Below are 16577 nucleotides of genomic sequence, written 5' to 3'. Positions count from 1 at the left end.
TGTTCTGGTGGTCGGCGGAGACGACCTCGATCCGCTTGCCGAGCACCGTGCCGCCGAAATCCTCCACCGCCATCCGGGCGGCGGTGACCGAGCCGGGGCCGGTGCTGTCGGCCTGGGCCGCGCTCATGTCCGACAGAACGCCGATCTTGACGACGTCGTCGGAAACCTGCGCCTGCGCGGCGCCCGCGCAGAGGGTCGCGGCCAGCGCCAGGCCGGCGCGCCGAAGGGCTCGTCTCATGGTTTCCTCCCGGTTTTTCCGCATGCTGGCGGGGGGTAGGAGGAAGGTCAACCCGACGTGAGGCCTACAGCCTTCGCAGTGCCACGCTCTCGATGCGGTGGCTCGCGCCCTTGGCGAGGATCAGGCTGGCGCGCTGGCGCGTCGGCACGATGTTGTCGCGCAGGTTCAGGAGGTTGATGCGGTTCCACAGCCCGTCGGCGATGACCAGCGCCTCCTCCTCGCTCACCTCGGCGTATTTGCGGAAGTAGGAGAGCGGGTCACGGAACGCGGTGTGGCGCAGGCGCAGGAAGCGGTTGACGTACCAGCGGTGCAGGTCGTCCTCGTGCGCGTCGAGGTAGACCGAGAAGTCGAAGAAGTCCGAGACGAAGGGGATCGCGGTGCCGTCCCGGGGCAGGCGGGCCGGCTGGAGCACGTTCAGCCCCTCGACGATCAGGATGTCGGGCCTGTCGACCACCGTGTTTTCCCCCGGCACCACGTCGTAGACGAGGTGGGAATAGAGCGGCGCCGCGACGTGGCGCTTGCCCGCCTTGATGTCGGCGAGGAAGCGCAGCAGCGTCGGGGTGTCGTAGCTCTCGGGAAAACCCTTGCGCTCCATCAGGCCGAGGCGGTGCAGCTCGGCATTCGGGAACAGGAAGCCGTCGGTGGTGACGAGGTCGACCTTCGGGGTGTTGGGCCAGCGGGCGAGCAGCGCCTTCAGCACCCGGGCAGTGGTCGACTTGCCGACCGCGACCGAGCCCGCAACCCCGATGATGTAGGGCACCTTCACCTCGCGCTCGGCGAGGAGGAAGCGTTGGGTCGCCTTGAACAGCCCCTGCGTCGCCGCGACGTAGAGCGAGAGCAGCCGCGACAGCGGCAGGTAGATCGCGATGACCTCTTCCAGGGAGATCGGGTCGTTGAGCGATTGCAGCCGCATCACGTCCTCGGCGGTGAGGGTGAGCGGCGTGTCGGCGCGCAGGTGCGCCCATTCCTCGCGGGAGAAGACCCGGTAGGGCGAGAGGTGGTCGGTCGCCTCGTCGAGGCTGGCGGCGAGTTCCGCCGCGCCGAGGGTGGTCGCCCCGCCCGTGCCGACCCGGTTCATGCCGACCTCGCCTATGCCGATCCCGCCCATGCCGGCCTCGTTCATGCGGGCCTCCTCGACGCCTTCTCGGCGATGCCGCTCTGGGCGGTGCGCCGCTCCAGCTCCGCCATCACCGCCTCAAGCGGCACGTCGGCGGCCTGTAGGACGACCAGCAGGTGATAGAGCACGTCCGCGGCTTCCGCCTTCAGCCCCTCGCGATCGCCCTGCACCGCCGCGATCGCGGCCTCGACCGCCTCCTCGCCGAGCTTCTTGGCTGGCCGGGCCGGCCCGCCGGCGACGAGCTTGGCGGTGTAGGACTCGTCCGGTGAGGCCGCGGCGCGCTCGCGGACGATGCGGTCGAGATCGGCGAGGGTGAAGGCGGTCATGCGGCTGCCGTTGGTTTCCTGCCCGACCCTGAAGCCGGCCGTGCCGGGCGGTCAAGCGGCATCAGCACACCTTGCGGGTCATCGCGCCGCGGCGATTGCGGACGGATCAGGGATCGAGCCGCATGGCGAGGCCCGCCGCCGCCATGTGGGCCTTGGCTTCCGCCACGGTGTGCTGGCCGAAATGGAAGATCGAGGCCGCCAGCACCGCGCTGGCGCCGCCGTCGCGCACCCCGGCGACGAGGTCGTCGAGACTGCCGACGCCGCCTGAGGCGATCACCGGCACGTTCACCGCGTCGCTGATCGCCCGGGTGAGCCCGATGTCGTAGCCGGAGCGCATGCCGTCGCGGTCCATCGAGGTGACGAGGAGCTCGCCGGCGCCCTTCCCCGCCACGGTGCGGGCGAACGCGATCGCGTCGATCCCGGTGGGTTTCCGGCCGCCATGGGTGAAGATCTCCCAGCGGGCCGGCTCGCCCTCGCCCGAGACGCGCTTGGCGTCGATCGCCACGACGATGCACTGCGCGCCGAATTTCTCCGCCGCCCGCGCCACCAGGTCCGGGTCGTTCACCGCCGCGGTGTTGATCGAGACCTTGTCGGCTCCGGCCAGCAGCAGGGTGCGGATGTCCTCGACCTTGCGCACCCCGCCGCCGACGGTGAGCGGCATGAAGCAGGCCTCCGCCGTGCGGCTCACCGCGTCGAGCAGGATGCCACGGTCCTCGTGACTTGCCGTGATGTCGAGGAAGCACAGCTCGTCGGCCCCGGCGCGGTCGTAGGCCTTTGCGGCCTCGACCGGATCGCCGGCGTCGCGCAGCTCGAGGAACTGCACGCCCTTGACGACGCGGCCGTCCTTGACGTCGAGGCAGGGGATGATGCGGGTCTTGAGCACGGATTTAGGCTCTATTCGTAGAGGAAGGGGCGCGACATCGCCTCGTCCCGCGTGAACGGGCAGGTCGCCGGGAACGTCGCTGCGGCGAGGCCAGTCTCTCGGAGAGTGTCGAGCCTGACTTGGCGATAGGCCCGATCGAACGCCTCGTCGAGGCGCGGCGTCAGGCTCGGGTTGTCACCGACGATCTCGAGGACGTGCTGACGATGCGTCGCGATCGAGATCGCCCAGCTCGTGCTGCGATGGCCCGGCTGGAACTGCCATTTCAACATATGGAGCTGGATCAGCGCGTAGAAGCTCACGAGGCGGTTGAACTCCGAGCGGCCCAAGCTCTCGATCTCCTCGGCCAGGTTCTCGCGGTCGAGGGCCGAGAGATCGCCGGCGCGCAACGCCGCCGCCTGCTCCATCGCCCAGCCATAGAGGTCGTCGTCATAGGCAGTCGCGGGCCGCGGGGTCGGCCGCGCCGAGTCCGGCTTGGGTCTGCGGGTCGCGGCCGTCACGCTGTCTCACGCCTCCGGGAAGCCGCCTCATCCTATCACGAGGCGAACCCGTCCGCCTCAGCCGGCCTGCTGGCTCTTGCCCTGCGTGCCGCGCGCCCGCGCGATGGCCGCCAGCGCCTCCTTCGGGTCGATCCGGCCGTCGTAGAGGGCACGCCCCGTGATGGCGCCCGCGAGGCCGGCGCAGTCGGGCTCGAGGATGCGGTGGACGTCCTCGATCGAGGCGAGCCCGCCGGAGGCGATGACCGGGATCTTCACCGCCTGGGCGAGGGCCAGCGTCATCGGGATGTTGAGTCCCTTGAGGATGCCGTCCCGGGCGATGTCGGTGTAGATGATCGCGGCGACGCCGGCATCCTCGAACCGCCGGCCGAGCTCCTCCGCCGTGACCGTCGAGGTCTTGGCCCAGCCCTCGACCGCGACCTTGCCGTCCTTCGCGTCGATGCCGACGGCGATCCGGCCGGGGAAGCGGCGGGCGGCCTCGCGCACGAAGGTCGGGTCCTTCACGGCGGCGGTGCCGATGATGACCCGGCTCACGCCCTTCGCCAGCCAGCCCTCGACGGTGCGCATCTCGCGGATGCCGCCGCCGAGCTGGACCGGGATCCTCACCGAGGCGAGGATCGCGTCCACGGCCGCGGCGTTCATCGGCGCGCCCGCGAAGGCGCCGTCGAGGTCGACCACGTGGAGCCAGGAGAAGCCCTGCTCCTGGAACGTCGCGGCTTGCGCCGCCGGATCGTCGCTGAAGACGATCGCCTGCGCCATGTCGCCCTGCACCAGGCGGACGCAGCGCCCTTCCTTGAGATCGATGGCCGGAAACAGGATCACGCGTCGTCACCGCAAGGCTTGAGTTCGTCGAAAGCCGGCGCCGTCAGGGCCGCCAGCGCAGGAAGTTGCCGATCAGCTTGAGGCCGAGCGTCTGGCTCTTCTCGGGGTGGAACTGGGTGCCGGCGATGGTGCCGCGGGCCACCATGGCGGTGACTGCCCCGCCGTAATCGGCACTCGCCACCACGTCGCCGGGCTCCTCCGGAGCCAGGGCGTAGCTGTGCACGAAATAGGCGTGCAGGCCGTCCGAGCCGGTCGGGATGCCGTCGAGGAGCGGGTGCGCGCGGCGGGCCTCGAGCGTGTTCCAGCCCATGTGGGGCACCTTCAGGCCCGGATCGGCCGGCTTGATCGCCTGGACGTCGCCGGGGATCCAGCCGAGGCCCGGGGTGACCTCGTATTCGAGGCCGCGGCTCGCGAGCAGCTGCATGCCGACGCAGATGCCGAGGAAGGGCCGGCCGCGGCCGTGCGCGGCCTCCGTCATCGCCTCGACCATGCCGGAGACGGCGTCGAGCCCGCGCCGGCAATCGGCATAGGCGCCGACGCCGGGCAGCACGACCCGGTCTGCCGCGGCCACGGCCTCGGGATCGGAGGTGACGACGATGCGCGCGCCGGTGCCGCTTTCGCGGGCGGCGCGCTCGAAGGCCTTGGCGGCCGAGTGCAGGTTGCCCGAGCCGTAATCGATGATGGCGACTGTGTCCGCGCTCACGGACGTTCCTCCCGCATAGGGCCGCCCGCGCCGCGCACCCTCTCGACGGTCAACAGGACGGGACACGGAGTGGTTGCGGCGCTCACCGGTGTCCCTGCGCCTCGGGGAAAAGGCCGAGGGCCGGGCTCTCGGCGCGGGTGTTCGCCGGCGTCACCGGCCGCGTCGGACCTGCGCCGTGGCGGGCCCCCTCCTCCCGCAGCCAGCGGGCGACGAACTTCACCTCGGCCTCCTTGGCGTCGGACGCCGTCACGGCGTCGCGGATCGGACGGCCGGTGCGGGCATAGGTCCAGCGCCGCAGCGAAGAGGCTTCGAGGCCGATGAGCCAGGAGAGCAGCACGGCGATCACGAAGCCCGCCAGTGGGCTCAACCCGAGCGCGAGCCCGGCCCCCCAGACCAGGATCTCGGCCGCGAGCACGATCAGGCCGGCGAGCCAGAGCCGGTGCCAGAAGAACCACAGGGCGGTGAACCAGAAGGCCGGCCAGACGAAGGCGTCGGGCACCAGCTTGGCCCGGTCGAGCGCCTCCGGCTCGGCGGGATCGACCTCGTCGGGCACGTGCAGAGTGTAGGTGGTCATCCGGTGTCCCCCGGGGTCCTTTGCATCGGACCTTGCATTGCGGCGCGGCTCTAGAGCGAGCCCTTCGTGGATGGCACCCGGCCGCCCTCGCGGGGATCGACCTCGACCGCGTGCCGCAAGGCACGTGCCAGCCCCTTGTAGCAGCTCTCGGCGATGTGGTGCTGGTTGTCGCCGTACAGCGTCTCGACGTGCAGGGTGATGCCGGCATTCATCGCGAAGGCCTGGAACCACTCGCGCACCAGCTCGGTGTCGAAGGCGCCGATCTTCTCGCGGGCGAACTCCGTGCGGAAGACCAGGAACGGCCTCCCCGAGATGTCGACGGCGACCCGAGTCAGCGCCTCGTCCATGGGCAGGTGCAGGTCGGCGTAGCGGCGGATGCCGCGCTTGTCGCCCAGCGCCTGGGCGAAGGCCTGGCCCAGCGCGATGCCGCAATCCTCGGTGGTATGGTGCTGGTCGACGTGGAGGTCTCCCGTCACCCTGATCTCGAGGTCGAACAGCGCGTGGCGGGCGAGGAGCTCCAGCATGTGGTCGAGGAAGCCGACGCCCGTGCTGATGCTGGCCCGACCGGTGCCGTCGAGGGTCAGCGCGACGCTGACGTCGGTCTCGGCGGTGCGCCGGTCGACGCGGCCGGAGCGGAGGGGGGTGTCGGTCATCGCGGGAGCACTTGTCGGCAACGGAAAACGGGCTGCCTTGTTAAAAGGCAGCCCGCGGAAACGCCAGAGGTGATCCCGGCTTTCTACCGTCGCGCCACCGCGGCCGGGGGCGCGGCGGGGTCAGACGTCGGCGAGCACGCGGGCGCAGACCGCGTCGAGCTTGGCCATCAGGCCTGCGTCGCGATGGGTGGGCGCGGTCATGATCGCGCCGTCGAGGGCCTGGTCGGATCCCGCCGGGCAGGGCTCGCGCTCGGCGGGCAGGTCGCGGGCGAGCCGGCTCACCAGCCGGGCGGCCTTGGCGGCGTTGGCCCGCGCCACCGCCACCACGGAGGCCACGTCCACGGCGCCGTGCTCCGGGTGCCAGCAATCGAAGTCGGTCACCATGGCGATGGTCGCGTAGGTGATCTCGGCCTCGCGGGCGAGCTTGGCCTCCGGCATGTTGGTCATGCCGATCACGTCATAGCCCTGCGCCTTGTAGGTCAGCGACTCGGCGTAGGAGGAGAATTGCGGCCCCTCCATGCAGACGTAGGTGCCGCCCTTGCGCACCGGAATCTCCTCGGCCTCCGCCGCCGCCAGAATCCGGGCCTGGAGGCCCGGGCCGACCGGATGGGCCATCGAGACGTGGGCGACGCAGCCGTTGCCGAAGAACGACGACGCCCGGCCGACGGTCCGGTCGACGAACTGGTCCACGAGCACGAACAGGCCCGGATAGAGTTCCTGCCGGAACGAGCCGCAGGCCGACAGCGCCACGAGGTCGGTGACGCCGGCACGCTTCAGCGCGTCGATGTTGGCCCGGTAGTCGATGCCGGAGGGCGAGAGCCGGTGGCCGCGGCCGTGCCGGGCGAGGAACACCACCGGCGTGTCGCCGATCCGGCCGATGCGGAGCGCGTCCGAAGGCTCGCCCCAGGGCGAGGACATCCGCTCCTCGCGCACGTCCTCCAGCCCGGGCAGGTCGTAGACGCCCGACCCGCCGATCACTCCGAGCACGGCCTTGACCATGGGGTTCTCCTGTCTGTCGTCAAACGAAAGAGGCCCCTCGCGGGGCCTCTGGGAGTGTCGTGAGCCTGGTCGTCAGCTCGTCTTGTGCAGCTCGGGCTGCAGCCCGTGCGTCTCGCCGCCGACGTCGGACCAGATCTTCTTCTTCACATAGTAGAGCAGGCCGGCCAGCACGATCAGGAACAGCATCGCCCGCAGGCCCAGCTGCTTGCGCGCCAGCAGGTGCGGCTCCGCCGTCCACATCATGAAGGCGGTCACGTCGCGCGAGTACTGGTCGACGGTCTCCGGCACGACCGGCTTGCCGTCGGCGCCCTTGGCGTAGGTCACCTGACCGTCGCTCAGCGGCTTGGGCATCGCGATGATGTGGCCCGGGTAGTACTCGTTGTAGTGGCCGCCCGGCGGCACCGTCACGTCCTTCGGCGGCTCCTCCTTGTAGCCGTTGAGGAGGGCGTGGATGTAGTCGGGGCCCTGCTCGGTGTAGCCGATGAAGGGCAGCCAATCGATGATGAACCACAGGCCGCCGCGGGCGAAGGTGCGGGCCTTGGCCATCAGCGACAGGTCCGGCGGCGCCTTGCCGCCGTTGGCCGCGGCCGCCGCCTGGTCGTTCGGGAACGGCGACGGGAACTTGTCCGCGGGGCGGCCGGGCCGCTCGAACATGTCGCCGGAATCGTTCGGGCCGTCCTTGACCTTGTACTCGGCGGCGAGCGCCTTGACCTGGGCGGCGGAGAAGTCGGGACCGCCCTCCTCGCCCAGGTTGCGGAAGCGGACGTAGTGCAGGCTGTGGCAGTTCGAGCAGACCTCGCGGTAGACCTGGAAGCCGCGCTGCAGCTGCGCCTGGTCGAAGGTGCCGAACATCCCCGAGAAGGTCCACTTCTCGCGGTGCGGCAGCGGCCCACCCTCCGCCGCCGAGGCGGCGCCGGCCGACAGGAACGCGGCGAGTGCGGCCGCCACGAGAGCGCGTGTTCTGATCATTCCCCTCGATGCCCCTTGCGGCGTCGTTAGTGCTTAGCGGTCGGGAGGCGGGACGGACACGCTCGGCATCCGCCCCGCCCGGGCGTACCTTATCCCTTGGTCGAGGGCGCGGCGGTCGCGCCGGCCGGGATGCCGGAGGAGCCGACCTGCTTGCCCGGGCCGGTGACGCTCTCGAGGATCGAGCCCGGCAGCGGCTTCGGCGTCTCGAACAGGCCGACCAGCGGCATCACGATCAGGAAGTGGGCGAAGTAGTAGACCGTGGCGATGCGCGAGGCGAGGACGTAGCCGCCCTCCGGGGGCTTCGAGCCGAGCCAGCCGAGCAGGAAGCAGCAGAAGATGAAGACCCAGAAGAACTGGCGGTAGATCGGCCGGTAGTTGGCCGAGCGGACCCGCGAGGTGTCGAGCCACGGCGCCAGCGCCAGGATGATCACCGCGCCGAACATCAGGATCACGCCGCCGAGCTTGTCCGGCACCGCACGCAGGATGGCGTAGAAGGGCAGGAAGTACCACTCGGGCACGATGTGCGCCGGCGTTACGGCGGGGTTCGCCGGGATGTAGTTGTCGGCGTGGCCGAGGTAGTTCGGCTGCAGGAAGATCCAGTAGGCGAAGAAGACGAAGAACACCACCACCGCGAACACGTCCTTGATGGTCGCGTAGGGGGTGAACGGGACGGCGTCCTTGCCGGTCTTGATCGGGATGCCGGTCGGGTTGTTCTGGCCGGTGACGTGCAGCGCCCAGACGTGCAGGACGACGACGCCGGCGATCATGAACGGCAGCAGGTAGTGCAGCGAGAAGAAGCGGTTGATGGTCGGGTTGCCGACCGAGTAGCCGCCCCAGAGCAGGCTCTGGATCGTGTCGCCGACGATCGGGATCGCCGCCAGGATGTTGGTGATGACGGTGGCGCCCCAGAACGACATCTGGCCCCACGGCAGGGTGTAGCCGAGGAACGCGGTCGCCATCATCAGGAGGTAGATGATCACGCCGAGGATGTAGAGCACCTCGCGCGGAGCCTTGTAGGACCCGTAGTAGAGGTTGCGGAACATGTGCACGTAGACCGCGATGAAGAACATCGAGGCGCCGTTGGCGTGCATGTAGCGCAGGAGCCAGCCGTAGTTCACGTCGCGCATGATGTGCTCGACGGAGTTGAACGCCTCGGTGGCCGAGGGCTGGTAGTGCATGGCCAGCCAGACGCCGGTGACGATCTGGGAGGCCAGCATCACGATCAGGATCGCGCCGAACGTCCAGAAGTAGTTCAGGTTGCGCGGAACCGGGAAGGCGATGAACGAGGAATGGACCAGGCCGACGATCGGCAGCCGGGCCTCGAACCACTTCGCGAAGCGGCTCTTGGGAACGTAGGTGGTAGCGTGTGCGCTCATGGGGCAGCCCGCGTCTGGCGTTGCTTCACGATCGGCGGATCAGGCGGCGGCGCCTTCGCCGATGCGGACCTTGGCGTCGCCCTGGAAGGCGTAGGGCGGGATCGGCAGGTTGATCGGCGCCGGGCCGCGGGTGACGCGTCCGACGGCGTCGAACTGCGAGCCGTGGCACGGGCAGGCCCAGCCCTCCTGGCCGTTGGCGTTGGCGATCGGCACGCAGCCGAGATGGGTGCAGTTGCCGTAGGCCACGAGCCAGCGCTCGTGGCCCTCCTTGACGCGGCTCAGGAACGGCGCCGGGTCGATCATGCTGGCGGGCGCCATCGCCTTCATGTCGGCGACTTCCTTCTCGGTGAGGTGGCGCACGAAGATCAGCTTGCCGCGCCAGAACACGTTGACGATCTGGCCGTCGGCGATCGGCGTGAGGTCCACGTCGATGGGAGCGCCGGCGGCGACCGTCTCGGCGTCGGGCGCCATCGAGGCGACGAACGGCCAGGCCAGAGCGGCAGCCCCGACCACGGCGCCCGCGCCGGTGGCGAGGAACAGGAAGTCCCGGCGGGTCGCCCCGTGGGGATGCGCGGCGTCGGAGGGGGCGGCGGTGGTGGCCAAGTTCCGGCTCTCCCGAGAAATCGTTGACGGCGGCGGGCGGCCGCTGCGTGGCGCGCGGCAGGGCCCACCCGGGTAGGAGGGTCGGCGGGGTTCGACCCCTCGATCCTGCCGGACCGAAGCACCACCCCGCTCATGGCGGCAATGCGACCGGGCGTCGCCGCGCGGGTAGCTCTGTGGCACGGCCAAGCCCCGGAATAAAGGGCGAAAAGGGGCGCCGATCCGGAGGAATTCCAGATTTCCCGCAGGTGTGTTGCGGTGCACCGGGCGGGCCCTGACCGGCCCGCCCGGGCTGTCGCGTCGCTCCTTGCCGGGCTACTCGGCCGGCGCGCCGACGCGGCCGGGCGCCGCGGGTGCGCTGCTGTGGCTCAGGCGCAGCACCGTCACCATGCCGACGAGGCCGGCGCAGGCGATCAGCAGCAGGCCGCCGGTGAAGCCGCCGGTCCAGTCCTTGATCGCGCCGACCGCGTAAGGTGCGACGAAGCCCGACAGGTTGCCGATCGAGTTCACCACCGCGATGGCGCCGGCGGCGGCGGCCCCCGAGAGGGTCTCGGTCGGCAGCGTCCAGGTGATCGGCAGCGCCCCGAAGATGCCGAGCGCCGCGCCCGAGAACAGCACCACCTTCAGGATCGGATCGGGCACGAGCGCCGCCCCGATGGTGCAGAGGGACGCGCAGGCGAGCGCCGCCGCGAGGTGGTAGCGCCGCTCGCGCTTGGCGTCCGAGCGCCGGCCCCACCACAGCATGCCGACGGTGCCGACCGCGTAGGGGATGATCATCAGGAACCCGGTCTGGGCGTTGGTGAGGCCGAAGCCCTTGAAGATCTGCGGCAGGAAGAAGCCGAAGGCGTAGAGCAGGGCCACGGCGCCGAAATACACCACCGCGATGGCGAGCACCCGCGGGTTGAGGATCTCCTGGGTGAGGGGAACATGGCCCTGGCTCAGGGTGCGGGCCTGCTCGGCGGCGAGCGTCTCCGCGAGCCAGGCGCGCTCGTCCGGGGCGAGCCACTGGGCGTCGGCCGGCCGGTCGGTGAGGTAGAAGTAGGTCATCACCGACAGGACCACCGCCGGCAGCGCCTCGATCACGTAGAGCCACTGCCAGCCCTTGAAGCCGAGCACGCCGTCGAGCTCGAGCAGCAGGCCGGAGATCGGCGAGCCGATGACGCTCGAGAGCGGGATCGCCACCATGAACAGCGAGACGATGCGGGCCCGGTAGGCCGCCGGGTACCAGAGGGTGAGATAGAAGATGATGCCGGGGAAGAAGCCCGCCTCGGCCGCGCCGAGCAGCAGGCGCATGATGTAGAAGCTGACCTCGCCGCCAATGAAGGCCATGCCGCCGGAGATCAGGCCCCAGCTCAGCATGATGCGGGCGATCCAGCGCCGCGCGCCGAACTTCTCGAGCGCCAGGTTCGAGGGCACCTCGAAGATGAAGTAGGTGATGAAGAACAGCCCGGCACCGAGGCCGTAGGCGGTGGCCGAGATGCCGAGGTCCCGGTTCATGGTCAGCGAGGCGAACCCGACATTCACGCGGTCGAGGTAGGCCACGAAGTAGCAGACGATGAGGAACGGGATCAGGCGCCAGCTGACGCGCCTGATGGTGCGGGCTTCGATATCGGTCGTCACGGCATTCTCCTCCCGGCCGATTCTGGTTTCGCGCCAGGCTTTCACGCCAGATCTGGCGGCCCGGCTCTGGCGCCCGGGATGACCGGATTGTCCGCACTTGGCAAGGAGCGACGATCGGCGGAGGCGCGCGCACTTGTGGGACCGGCCGCTTCTGGTCTAGTGCTCCCCTCCCCCACCGGTGATGCACCGCAGCGAGGCTCGCGCCAGCCGCGCGCCGGTGTCCGTTCGAGACTTGAAGAAGTTCGCCATGGTCACGCCACGCCGAGACAGCGGAGCCGACCGCCCCCAGCTCACCGGAGCCCGGGTGCTCGTCGTCGAGGCCCGCTACTACGACGACATCGCCGACGAGCTTCTCGCCGGCGCCACGGCCGCGATCGAGGCGGCGGGCGCCGAGGCGGTGGTCGTCACGGTGCCGGGCGCCCTGGAGATCCCCCAGACCGTCGCGATCCTGCTCGAGGCGGCCGCCCGCGCCCGCAAGCCCTACGACGCCGTGGTGGCCCTCGGCTGCGTGATCCGCGGCGAGACCGGCCACTACGACATCGTCGCCGGCGAGAGCGCCCGGGCCCTGATGGACCTCTCCGTGATGCTGCGCCTGCCGCTGGGCAACGGCATCCTGACGGTCGAGACCGAGGCCCAGGCCCAGGCCCGCGCCCGGGTGGCCGAGATGAACAAGGGCGGCGGCGCCGCCGAGGCCGCCCTGTCCGTGCTGGCCCTGCGCCGGGCCGAGGAGGCGGGGCGCCAGGACCGCACCATCGGCTTCACCCCCCGCCGCCTGGAGGCCCAGTGACATGAAGCCCGCCGAGCGCAGCGGCGCCCGCCTCGCGGTGGTCCAGGCCCTCTACGAGATGGAGATCGCCGGCAAGGGCGTGATCGACGCCCTCGCCGAGTTCGAGGCGTTCTGGATCGGCCAGGTCATCGACGACGTCGAGCACCCGCCGGCCGAGACCGCCTTCTTCCGCGACCTCCTGCGCGGGGTCGTCGAGGAGCAGCGGGCGATCGACCAGCGCCTCGACGCCGCCCTCGCGGCCGGCTGGCCCCTGCGCCGCCTCGAGGCGGTGGTGCGGGCGATCCTGCGCGCCGGGGCCTACGAGGTGATCTTCCGCCGCGACGTCCCGGTGAAGGTCGCGATCTCCGAGTACGTCGACGTCGCCCACAGCTTCTACGAGGGCGAGGAGCCCGGCCTCGTCAACGCGGTGCTCGACAAGGTCGGCCGCGCGGTGCGGCCGGACGATTTCAACAAGGGCTCACGCGCCGGCTGAGGGGCTGCTCGCCGGCTAACCGAAAAGCCACGGAAATCCGCGAAAATCCTCGTGATTCCGGCGCCGGGCCGTTGCGGTGCCCGTCGGCCTCGGCACAAGGTGTCGGCTAAGGACAGGTGGACAGCGGTGTCACCCGGTCCCTGCGCGAACAGCCCGACCGCGATGAGCTCCCTCGGCTCGCCCGAGGACGTCGCTCCGGGCTCCGCCCGATCCTCGCCGCGAGACGTCCCGCGATGGCACGCGCCGACCTGCCCCGCCCCACTGAAGACGAGCTGATCGCCCGCTACTTCGCGCCTCTCGCGGGCGAGGGCGGGCTCTCGCTTCGGGACGATGCGGCCCTGCTGAGGCCGCGGCCCGGTCACGACCTGGTCCTCACCACCGACGCGATCGTGGCGGGGGTGCATTACTTTCCCGACGACCCGCCGGCCTCGATCGCCTGCAAGGCTCTCGGGGTGAACCTGTCGGACATCGCCGCCAAGGGGGCCGAGCCCCTGGGCTTTCTCCTCACCCTCGCGCTCGCGGACGATTGGGACGAGGCCTGGCTGGCGGATTTCTGCACCGGCCTGAGCGAGGCCGCGGCCCTGGCGAGCTCCCCGCTGCTGGGGGGCGACACCGTGCGGGCGGGAGGCCCCACCCTTATCGGCATCACGGCCCTCGGCGAGGTCCCGGCCGGCACGATGGTGCGGCGGGACGCGGCCCGGGCCGGGGATCGCCTGCTGGTCTCGGGCAGCATCGGCGACGCGGCGCTCGGCCTCAAGCTCCGGAGCAGGCCCGCCGCGCCCTGGGGCGGCGCGCTGTCGTTCCCGGCCCGGGCCTCCCTGGTCGACCGCTACCTGCACCCCCGCCCCCGCCTCGCCCTCGCGCCGGCCCTGCGGGCCCATGCCCGCGCCGCCATGGACGTGTCCGACGGCCTCGTCGGCGACCTCGCCAAGATGATGCGGGCGGCGGACCTGAGCGCCGAGGTCGAGATCGCGGCGATCCCCCTCTCGGACCCGGCCCGGGCCGCCCTGGCGGCGGAGCCGGGGCTCCTCGACGCCGCGCTCACCGGCGGCGACGACTACGAGATCCTGTGCGCCGCCGACCCGGCGGCGGTGCCCGCACTCCAGGCCGCGGCCGACCGGGCCGGCGTGCCGCTCGCGGTGATCGGCACCGTGACCGAGGGCAGCGCGCCCCCGGTCTTCCGCACGCCCGGCGGCGATGCCCGCCCGTTCCGGTCCGGCTCGTTCAGCCACTTCTGAGCCGGCGCGAGCGCCGAAAGTCTCACGCGGACGAAGCTTAGGAGCGTTTGCGCTCGGGTGGGAAGTTTGGCACGACTGTGTGCGCGGATCCGCGCTGGCGCGCAGGCCCGCTCAACAGGGAGGGAGGCCCGCTTCGCGCGTACACGGCCGCTCGCCATCTCGGCCGTCCGACGTCGCGGGAATGCCCGACAATCAAGGACGGTAGAATGACCGCACTCCTGCTCATCATCCTGGGCGGCCTCTGCGCCGTTGCCTACGGCATCGTCACCATCAACGACGTCATGCGGCGCGACGCCGGCACGCAGCGCATGCAGGAGATCGCCGGCGCGATCGCCGAGGGCGCCCAGGCCTACCTGCGCCGCCAATACGCCACCATCGGGATCGTCGGCGTGGTGCTGTTCGTGCTCCTCGCCTGGTTCCTCGGCCTCAAGGTCGGGATCGGCTTCCTGATCGGCGCCGTGCTGTCGGGCGCCGCCGGCTTTATCGGCATGAACGTCTCGGTGCGGGCGAACGTGCGCACCGCCCAGGCCTCCGCCCGCTCCCTCGGCGAGGGCCTCTCGGTGGCGTTCAAGTCCGGCGCCGTCACCGGCATGCTGGTGGCCGGCCTCGCCCTCCTCGGCGTCGTCCTCTACTACACCTACCTCACCCGCCTCGCGGGCCTGAGCCCGTCGAGCCGCGAGGTGATCGATTCGCTCGTGGCCCTCGGCTTCGGCGCCTCGCTGATCTCGATCTTCGCCCGCCTCGGCGGCGGCATCTTCACCAAGGGCGCCGATGTCGGCGGCGACCTCGTCGGCAAGGTCGAGGCCGGCATCCCTGAGGACGATCCGCGCAACCCCGCCACCATCGCGGACAACGTCGGCGACAACGTCGGCGACTGCGCCGGCATGGCCGCCGACCTGTTCGAGACCTACGCGGTGACCCTCGTCGCCACCATGGTGCTGGCGGCGATCTTCTTCGCGGGCCAGACCGACGTCGGCGGCCGCAACGTGCTCGAGACCATGCTGATCTACCCGATGGCGATCGGCGCGGCCTGCATCATCACCTCGATCATCGGCACGTACTTCGTGCGGCTGGGCGCCAACCAGTCGATCATGGGCGCCCTCTACAAGGGGCTGATCGGCGCCGGCGCGCTCTCGATCGTGGCGATCGCCGGCCTCAACCTCGCCCTGTTCGGCGGCTTCTCGACCCGCTTCACCACCACGGGCGGCGACAGCTTCACGTCCCTCAGCCTGTTCCTGTGCGCGGTGGCGGGCCTCGTCATCACGGCGCTGATCGTCGTCATCACCGAGTACTACACCGGCACCCGCTACCGGCCTGTCAAGTCGATCGCCCACGCCTCGGTCACCGGGCACGGCACCAACGTGATCCAGGGCCTGGCGATCTCGCTCGAATCGACCGCGCTCCCGGCGATCGTGATCGTGGCCGGCATCATCGTCACCTACGCGCTCGCCGGCCTGTTCGGCATCGCGATCGCGGTCACCGCCATGCTGGCGCTGGCCGGCGTCGTCGTCGCCCTCGACGCCTTCGGCCCGGTCACCGACAATGCCGGCGGCATCGCCGAGATGGCGGGCCTGCCGAAGGAGGTGCGCAAGTCCACCGACGCGCTCGATGCCGTCGGCAACACCACCAAGGCGGTCACCAAGGGCTACGCCATCGGCTCGGCAGGCCTCGGCGCGCTGGTGCTGTTCGCGGCCTACACCTCCGACCTCAACTACTTCATCAAGAACGCCTCGCCGACCCAGTACCGCTTCTTCCAGGGCATCACGGTCGACTTCTCGCTCTCGAACCCCTACGTGGTCGTCGGCCTGCTGCTCGGCGGTTTGATCCCGTACCTGTTCGGCGGCATCGCCATGACGGCGGTGGGCCGCGCCGCCGGCGCGGTGGTGGAGGAGGTCCGCCGCCAGTTCCGCGAGAAGCCCGGCATCATGCAGGGGACCGAGCGGCCCGATTACGGCCGCGCCGTGGACATGCTGACCAAGGCGGCGATCAAGGAGATGGTGGTGCCCTCGCTGCTGCCGGTGCTGTCGCCGGTGGTGCTGTTCTTCGTGATCCAGGCCATCGCCGGCAAGGCCCAGGCCTTCGCGGCGGTCGGCGCGATGCTGCTCGGCGTGATCCTCACCGGCCTCTACGTCGCGATCTCGATGACCTCCGGCGGCGGCGCCTGGGACAACGCCAAGAAGTTCATCGAGGACGGCCACCACGGCGGCAAGGGCTCCGACGCCCACAAGGCCGCGGTGACCGGCGACACCGTCGGCGACCCCTACAAGGACACCGCTGGCCCGGCGGTGAACCCGGCGATCAAGATCACCAACATCATCGCGCTGCTGCTGCTGGCGATCCTGGCGCATAGCTGACGGGCGGCGATCCACCCGACATCCTGTGCGAGCGAGGCGAGGCCGGCCGGGAAACCGGCTGGCCTCTTCCCTTTGATACCCTCGCGCCTTCGCATCGACACGTCGATGCGAAGGCGTCCGGCGCATCAGCGCTGGCGCCCGTTCGGGCTTGCCTTGCGCCTCCGAACGGGTCCGTTCGAAGGCGCGGCGGTATGAGTCGGTACGTGGTCAGACCTGCGCCTGGCCCCCGTCCACGAACAGCTCGATCCCGTTGACGAAGCTCGCATCGTCGGAAGCCAGGAACACGGCCGCCCGGGCGATCTCGTCCGGCTCGCCGACGCGGCCCATCGGGATCCGCGAGGCGAGGTAGTCG

Annotated in this window: 19 protein-coding genes; 4 read left to right on the top strand and 15 right to left on the bottom strand. The window is 70.6% G+C overall.

Annotated features, from left to right (window positions below):
- The 14 genes from VQ02_RS31350 to VQ02_RS31285 form a co-directional block, all read right to left on the bottom strand.
- On the bottom strand, positions 1–238 hold a 238-nt coding region (locus VQ02_RS31350; protein WP_048448174.1), incomplete at its 3' end, for an ABC transporter substrate-binding protein.
- Between the two features lie 64 nt (positions 239–302).
- The gene (gene coaA, locus VQ02_RS31345) at positions 303–1316 is read right to left on the bottom strand and encodes a type I pantothenate kinase (protein WP_048448178.1); all 1014 of its coding nucleotides are present in this window, start codon (positions 1314–1316) and stop codon (positions 303–305) included.
- A 41-nt stretch (positions 1317–1357) separates the two neighbouring features.
- On the bottom strand, positions 1358–1681 hold the full coding sequence (locus VQ02_RS31340) for a phosphoribosyl-ATP diphosphatase (RefSeq protein ID WP_048448173.1): 324 nt from the start codon (positions 1679–1681) through the stop codon (positions 1358–1360).
- A gap of 106 nt (positions 1682–1787) precedes the next feature.
- Positions 1788–2564 (bottom strand): imidazole glycerol phosphate synthase subunit HisF, encoded by a 777-nt coding sequence (gene hisF, locus VQ02_RS31335; protein ID WP_048448172.1) that lies wholly within the window; start codon positions 2562–2564, stop codon positions 1788–1790.
- 11 nt (positions 2565–2575) lie between these two features.
- A complete protein-coding gene (locus VQ02_RS31330; RefSeq protein WP_053080624.1) occupies positions 2576–3061 on the bottom strand; it encodes a DUF29 domain-containing protein in 486 nt (161 codons plus the stop codon).
- 57 nt (positions 3062–3118) lie between these two features.
- The gene (hisA, locus tag VQ02_RS31325) at positions 3119–3880 is read right to left on the bottom strand and encodes a 1-(5-phosphoribosyl)-5-[(5-phosphoribosylamino)methylideneamino]imidazole-4-carboxamide isomerase (protein WP_048448171.1); all 762 of its coding nucleotides are present in this window, start codon (positions 3878–3880) and stop codon (positions 3119–3121) included.
- A gap of 43 nt (positions 3881–3923) precedes the next feature.
- The gene (gene hisH, locus VQ02_RS31320) at positions 3924–4583 is read right to left on the bottom strand and encodes an imidazole glycerol phosphate synthase subunit HisH (protein WP_048448170.1); all 660 of its coding nucleotides are present in this window, start codon (positions 4581–4583) and stop codon (positions 3924–3926) included.
- 82 nt (positions 4584–4665) lie between these two features.
- On the bottom strand, positions 4666–5157 hold the full coding sequence (locus VQ02_RS31315; RefSeq protein ID WP_048448169.1) for a DUF2628 domain-containing protein: 492 nt from the start codon (positions 5155–5157) through the stop codon (positions 4666–4668).
- Positions 5158–5207: 50 nt separating this feature from the next.
- Complete coding sequence (hisB, locus tag VQ02_RS31310) at positions 5208–5810, bottom strand: imidazoleglycerol-phosphate dehydratase HisB (RefSeq protein WP_048448168.1); 603 nt, start codon at positions 5808–5810, stop codon at positions 5208–5210.
- A gap of 120 nt (positions 5811–5930) precedes the next feature.
- The gene (locus tag VQ02_RS31305; protein ID WP_048448167.1) at positions 5931–6809 is read right to left on the bottom strand and encodes an S-methyl-5'-thioadenosine phosphorylase; all 879 of its coding nucleotides are present in this window, start codon (positions 6807–6809) and stop codon (positions 5931–5933) included.
- A 72-nt stretch (positions 6810–6881) separates the two neighbouring features.
- Entirely contained in the window at positions 6882–7778 is an 897-nt protein-coding gene (locus VQ02_RS31300; RefSeq protein WP_048448166.1) for a cytochrome c1, read from the bottom strand.
- Between the two features lie 89 nt (positions 7779–7867).
- Positions 7868–9154: a cytochrome b gene (locus tag VQ02_RS31295; protein ID WP_048448165.1), complete on the bottom strand. Its 1287-nt coding sequence runs from the start codon at positions 9152–9154 to the stop codon at positions 7868–7870.
- Between the two features lie 39 nt (positions 9155–9193).
- Entirely contained in the window at positions 9194–9757 is a 564-nt protein-coding gene (gene petA / locus VQ02_RS31290; RefSeq protein ID WP_048448164.1) for a ubiquinol-cytochrome c reductase iron-sulfur subunit, read from the bottom strand.
- A 312-nt stretch (positions 9758–10069) separates the two neighbouring features.
- Positions 10070–11374: an MFS transporter gene (locus VQ02_RS31285; RefSeq protein WP_048448163.1), complete on the bottom strand. Its 1305-nt coding sequence runs from the start codon at positions 11372–11374 to the stop codon at positions 10070–10072.
- Between the two features lie 247 nt (positions 11375–11621).
- Between VQ02_RS31285 and ribH the strand changes: the two genes are divergently transcribed.
- From ribH to VQ02_RS31265, 4 genes are all read left to right on the top strand, one after another.
- The gene (gene ribH / locus VQ02_RS31280; RefSeq protein ID WP_048448176.1) at positions 11622–12161 is read left to right on the top strand and encodes a 6,7-dimethyl-8-ribityllumazine synthase; all 540 of its coding nucleotides are present in this window, start codon (positions 11622–11624) and stop codon (positions 12159–12161) included.
- A gap of 1 nt (position 12162) precedes the next feature.
- Positions 12163–12633: a transcription antitermination factor NusB gene (nusB, locus tag VQ02_RS31275; protein ID WP_048448162.1), complete on the top strand. Its 471-nt coding sequence runs from the start codon at positions 12163–12165 to the stop codon at positions 12631–12633.
- Between the two features lie 233 nt (positions 12634–12866).
- The gene (gene thiL, locus VQ02_RS31270; protein ID WP_083469555.1) at positions 12867–13871 is read left to right on the top strand and encodes a thiamine-phosphate kinase; all 1005 of its coding nucleotides are present in this window, start codon (positions 12867–12869) and stop codon (positions 13869–13871) included.
- A 206-nt stretch (positions 13872–14077) separates the two neighbouring features.
- Positions 14078–16225 (top strand): sodium-translocating pyrophosphatase, encoded by a 2148-nt coding sequence (locus VQ02_RS31265; protein ID WP_048448161.1) that lies wholly within the window; start codon positions 14078–14080, stop codon positions 16223–16225.
- 207 nt (positions 16226–16432) lie between these two features.
- Here the strand turns inward: VQ02_RS31265 and VQ02_RS31260 are convergent.
- Positions 16433–16577, bottom strand: a 145-nt coding sequence (locus tag VQ02_RS31260; RefSeq protein WP_048448160.1) for an SDR family oxidoreductase, incomplete at its 5' end; no start/stop codon positions are given.

The sequence above is a fragment of the Methylobacterium variabile genome (genome assembly GCF_001043975.1).
Taxonomy (GTDB): Bacteria; Pseudomonadota; Alphaproteobacteria; order Rhizobiales; family Beijerinckiaceae; genus Methylobacterium; species Methylobacterium variabile.
The sequence above is the reverse complement of the archived record's forward strand: the minus strand, read 5'-3'. Positions and strand labels throughout refer to the sequence as shown.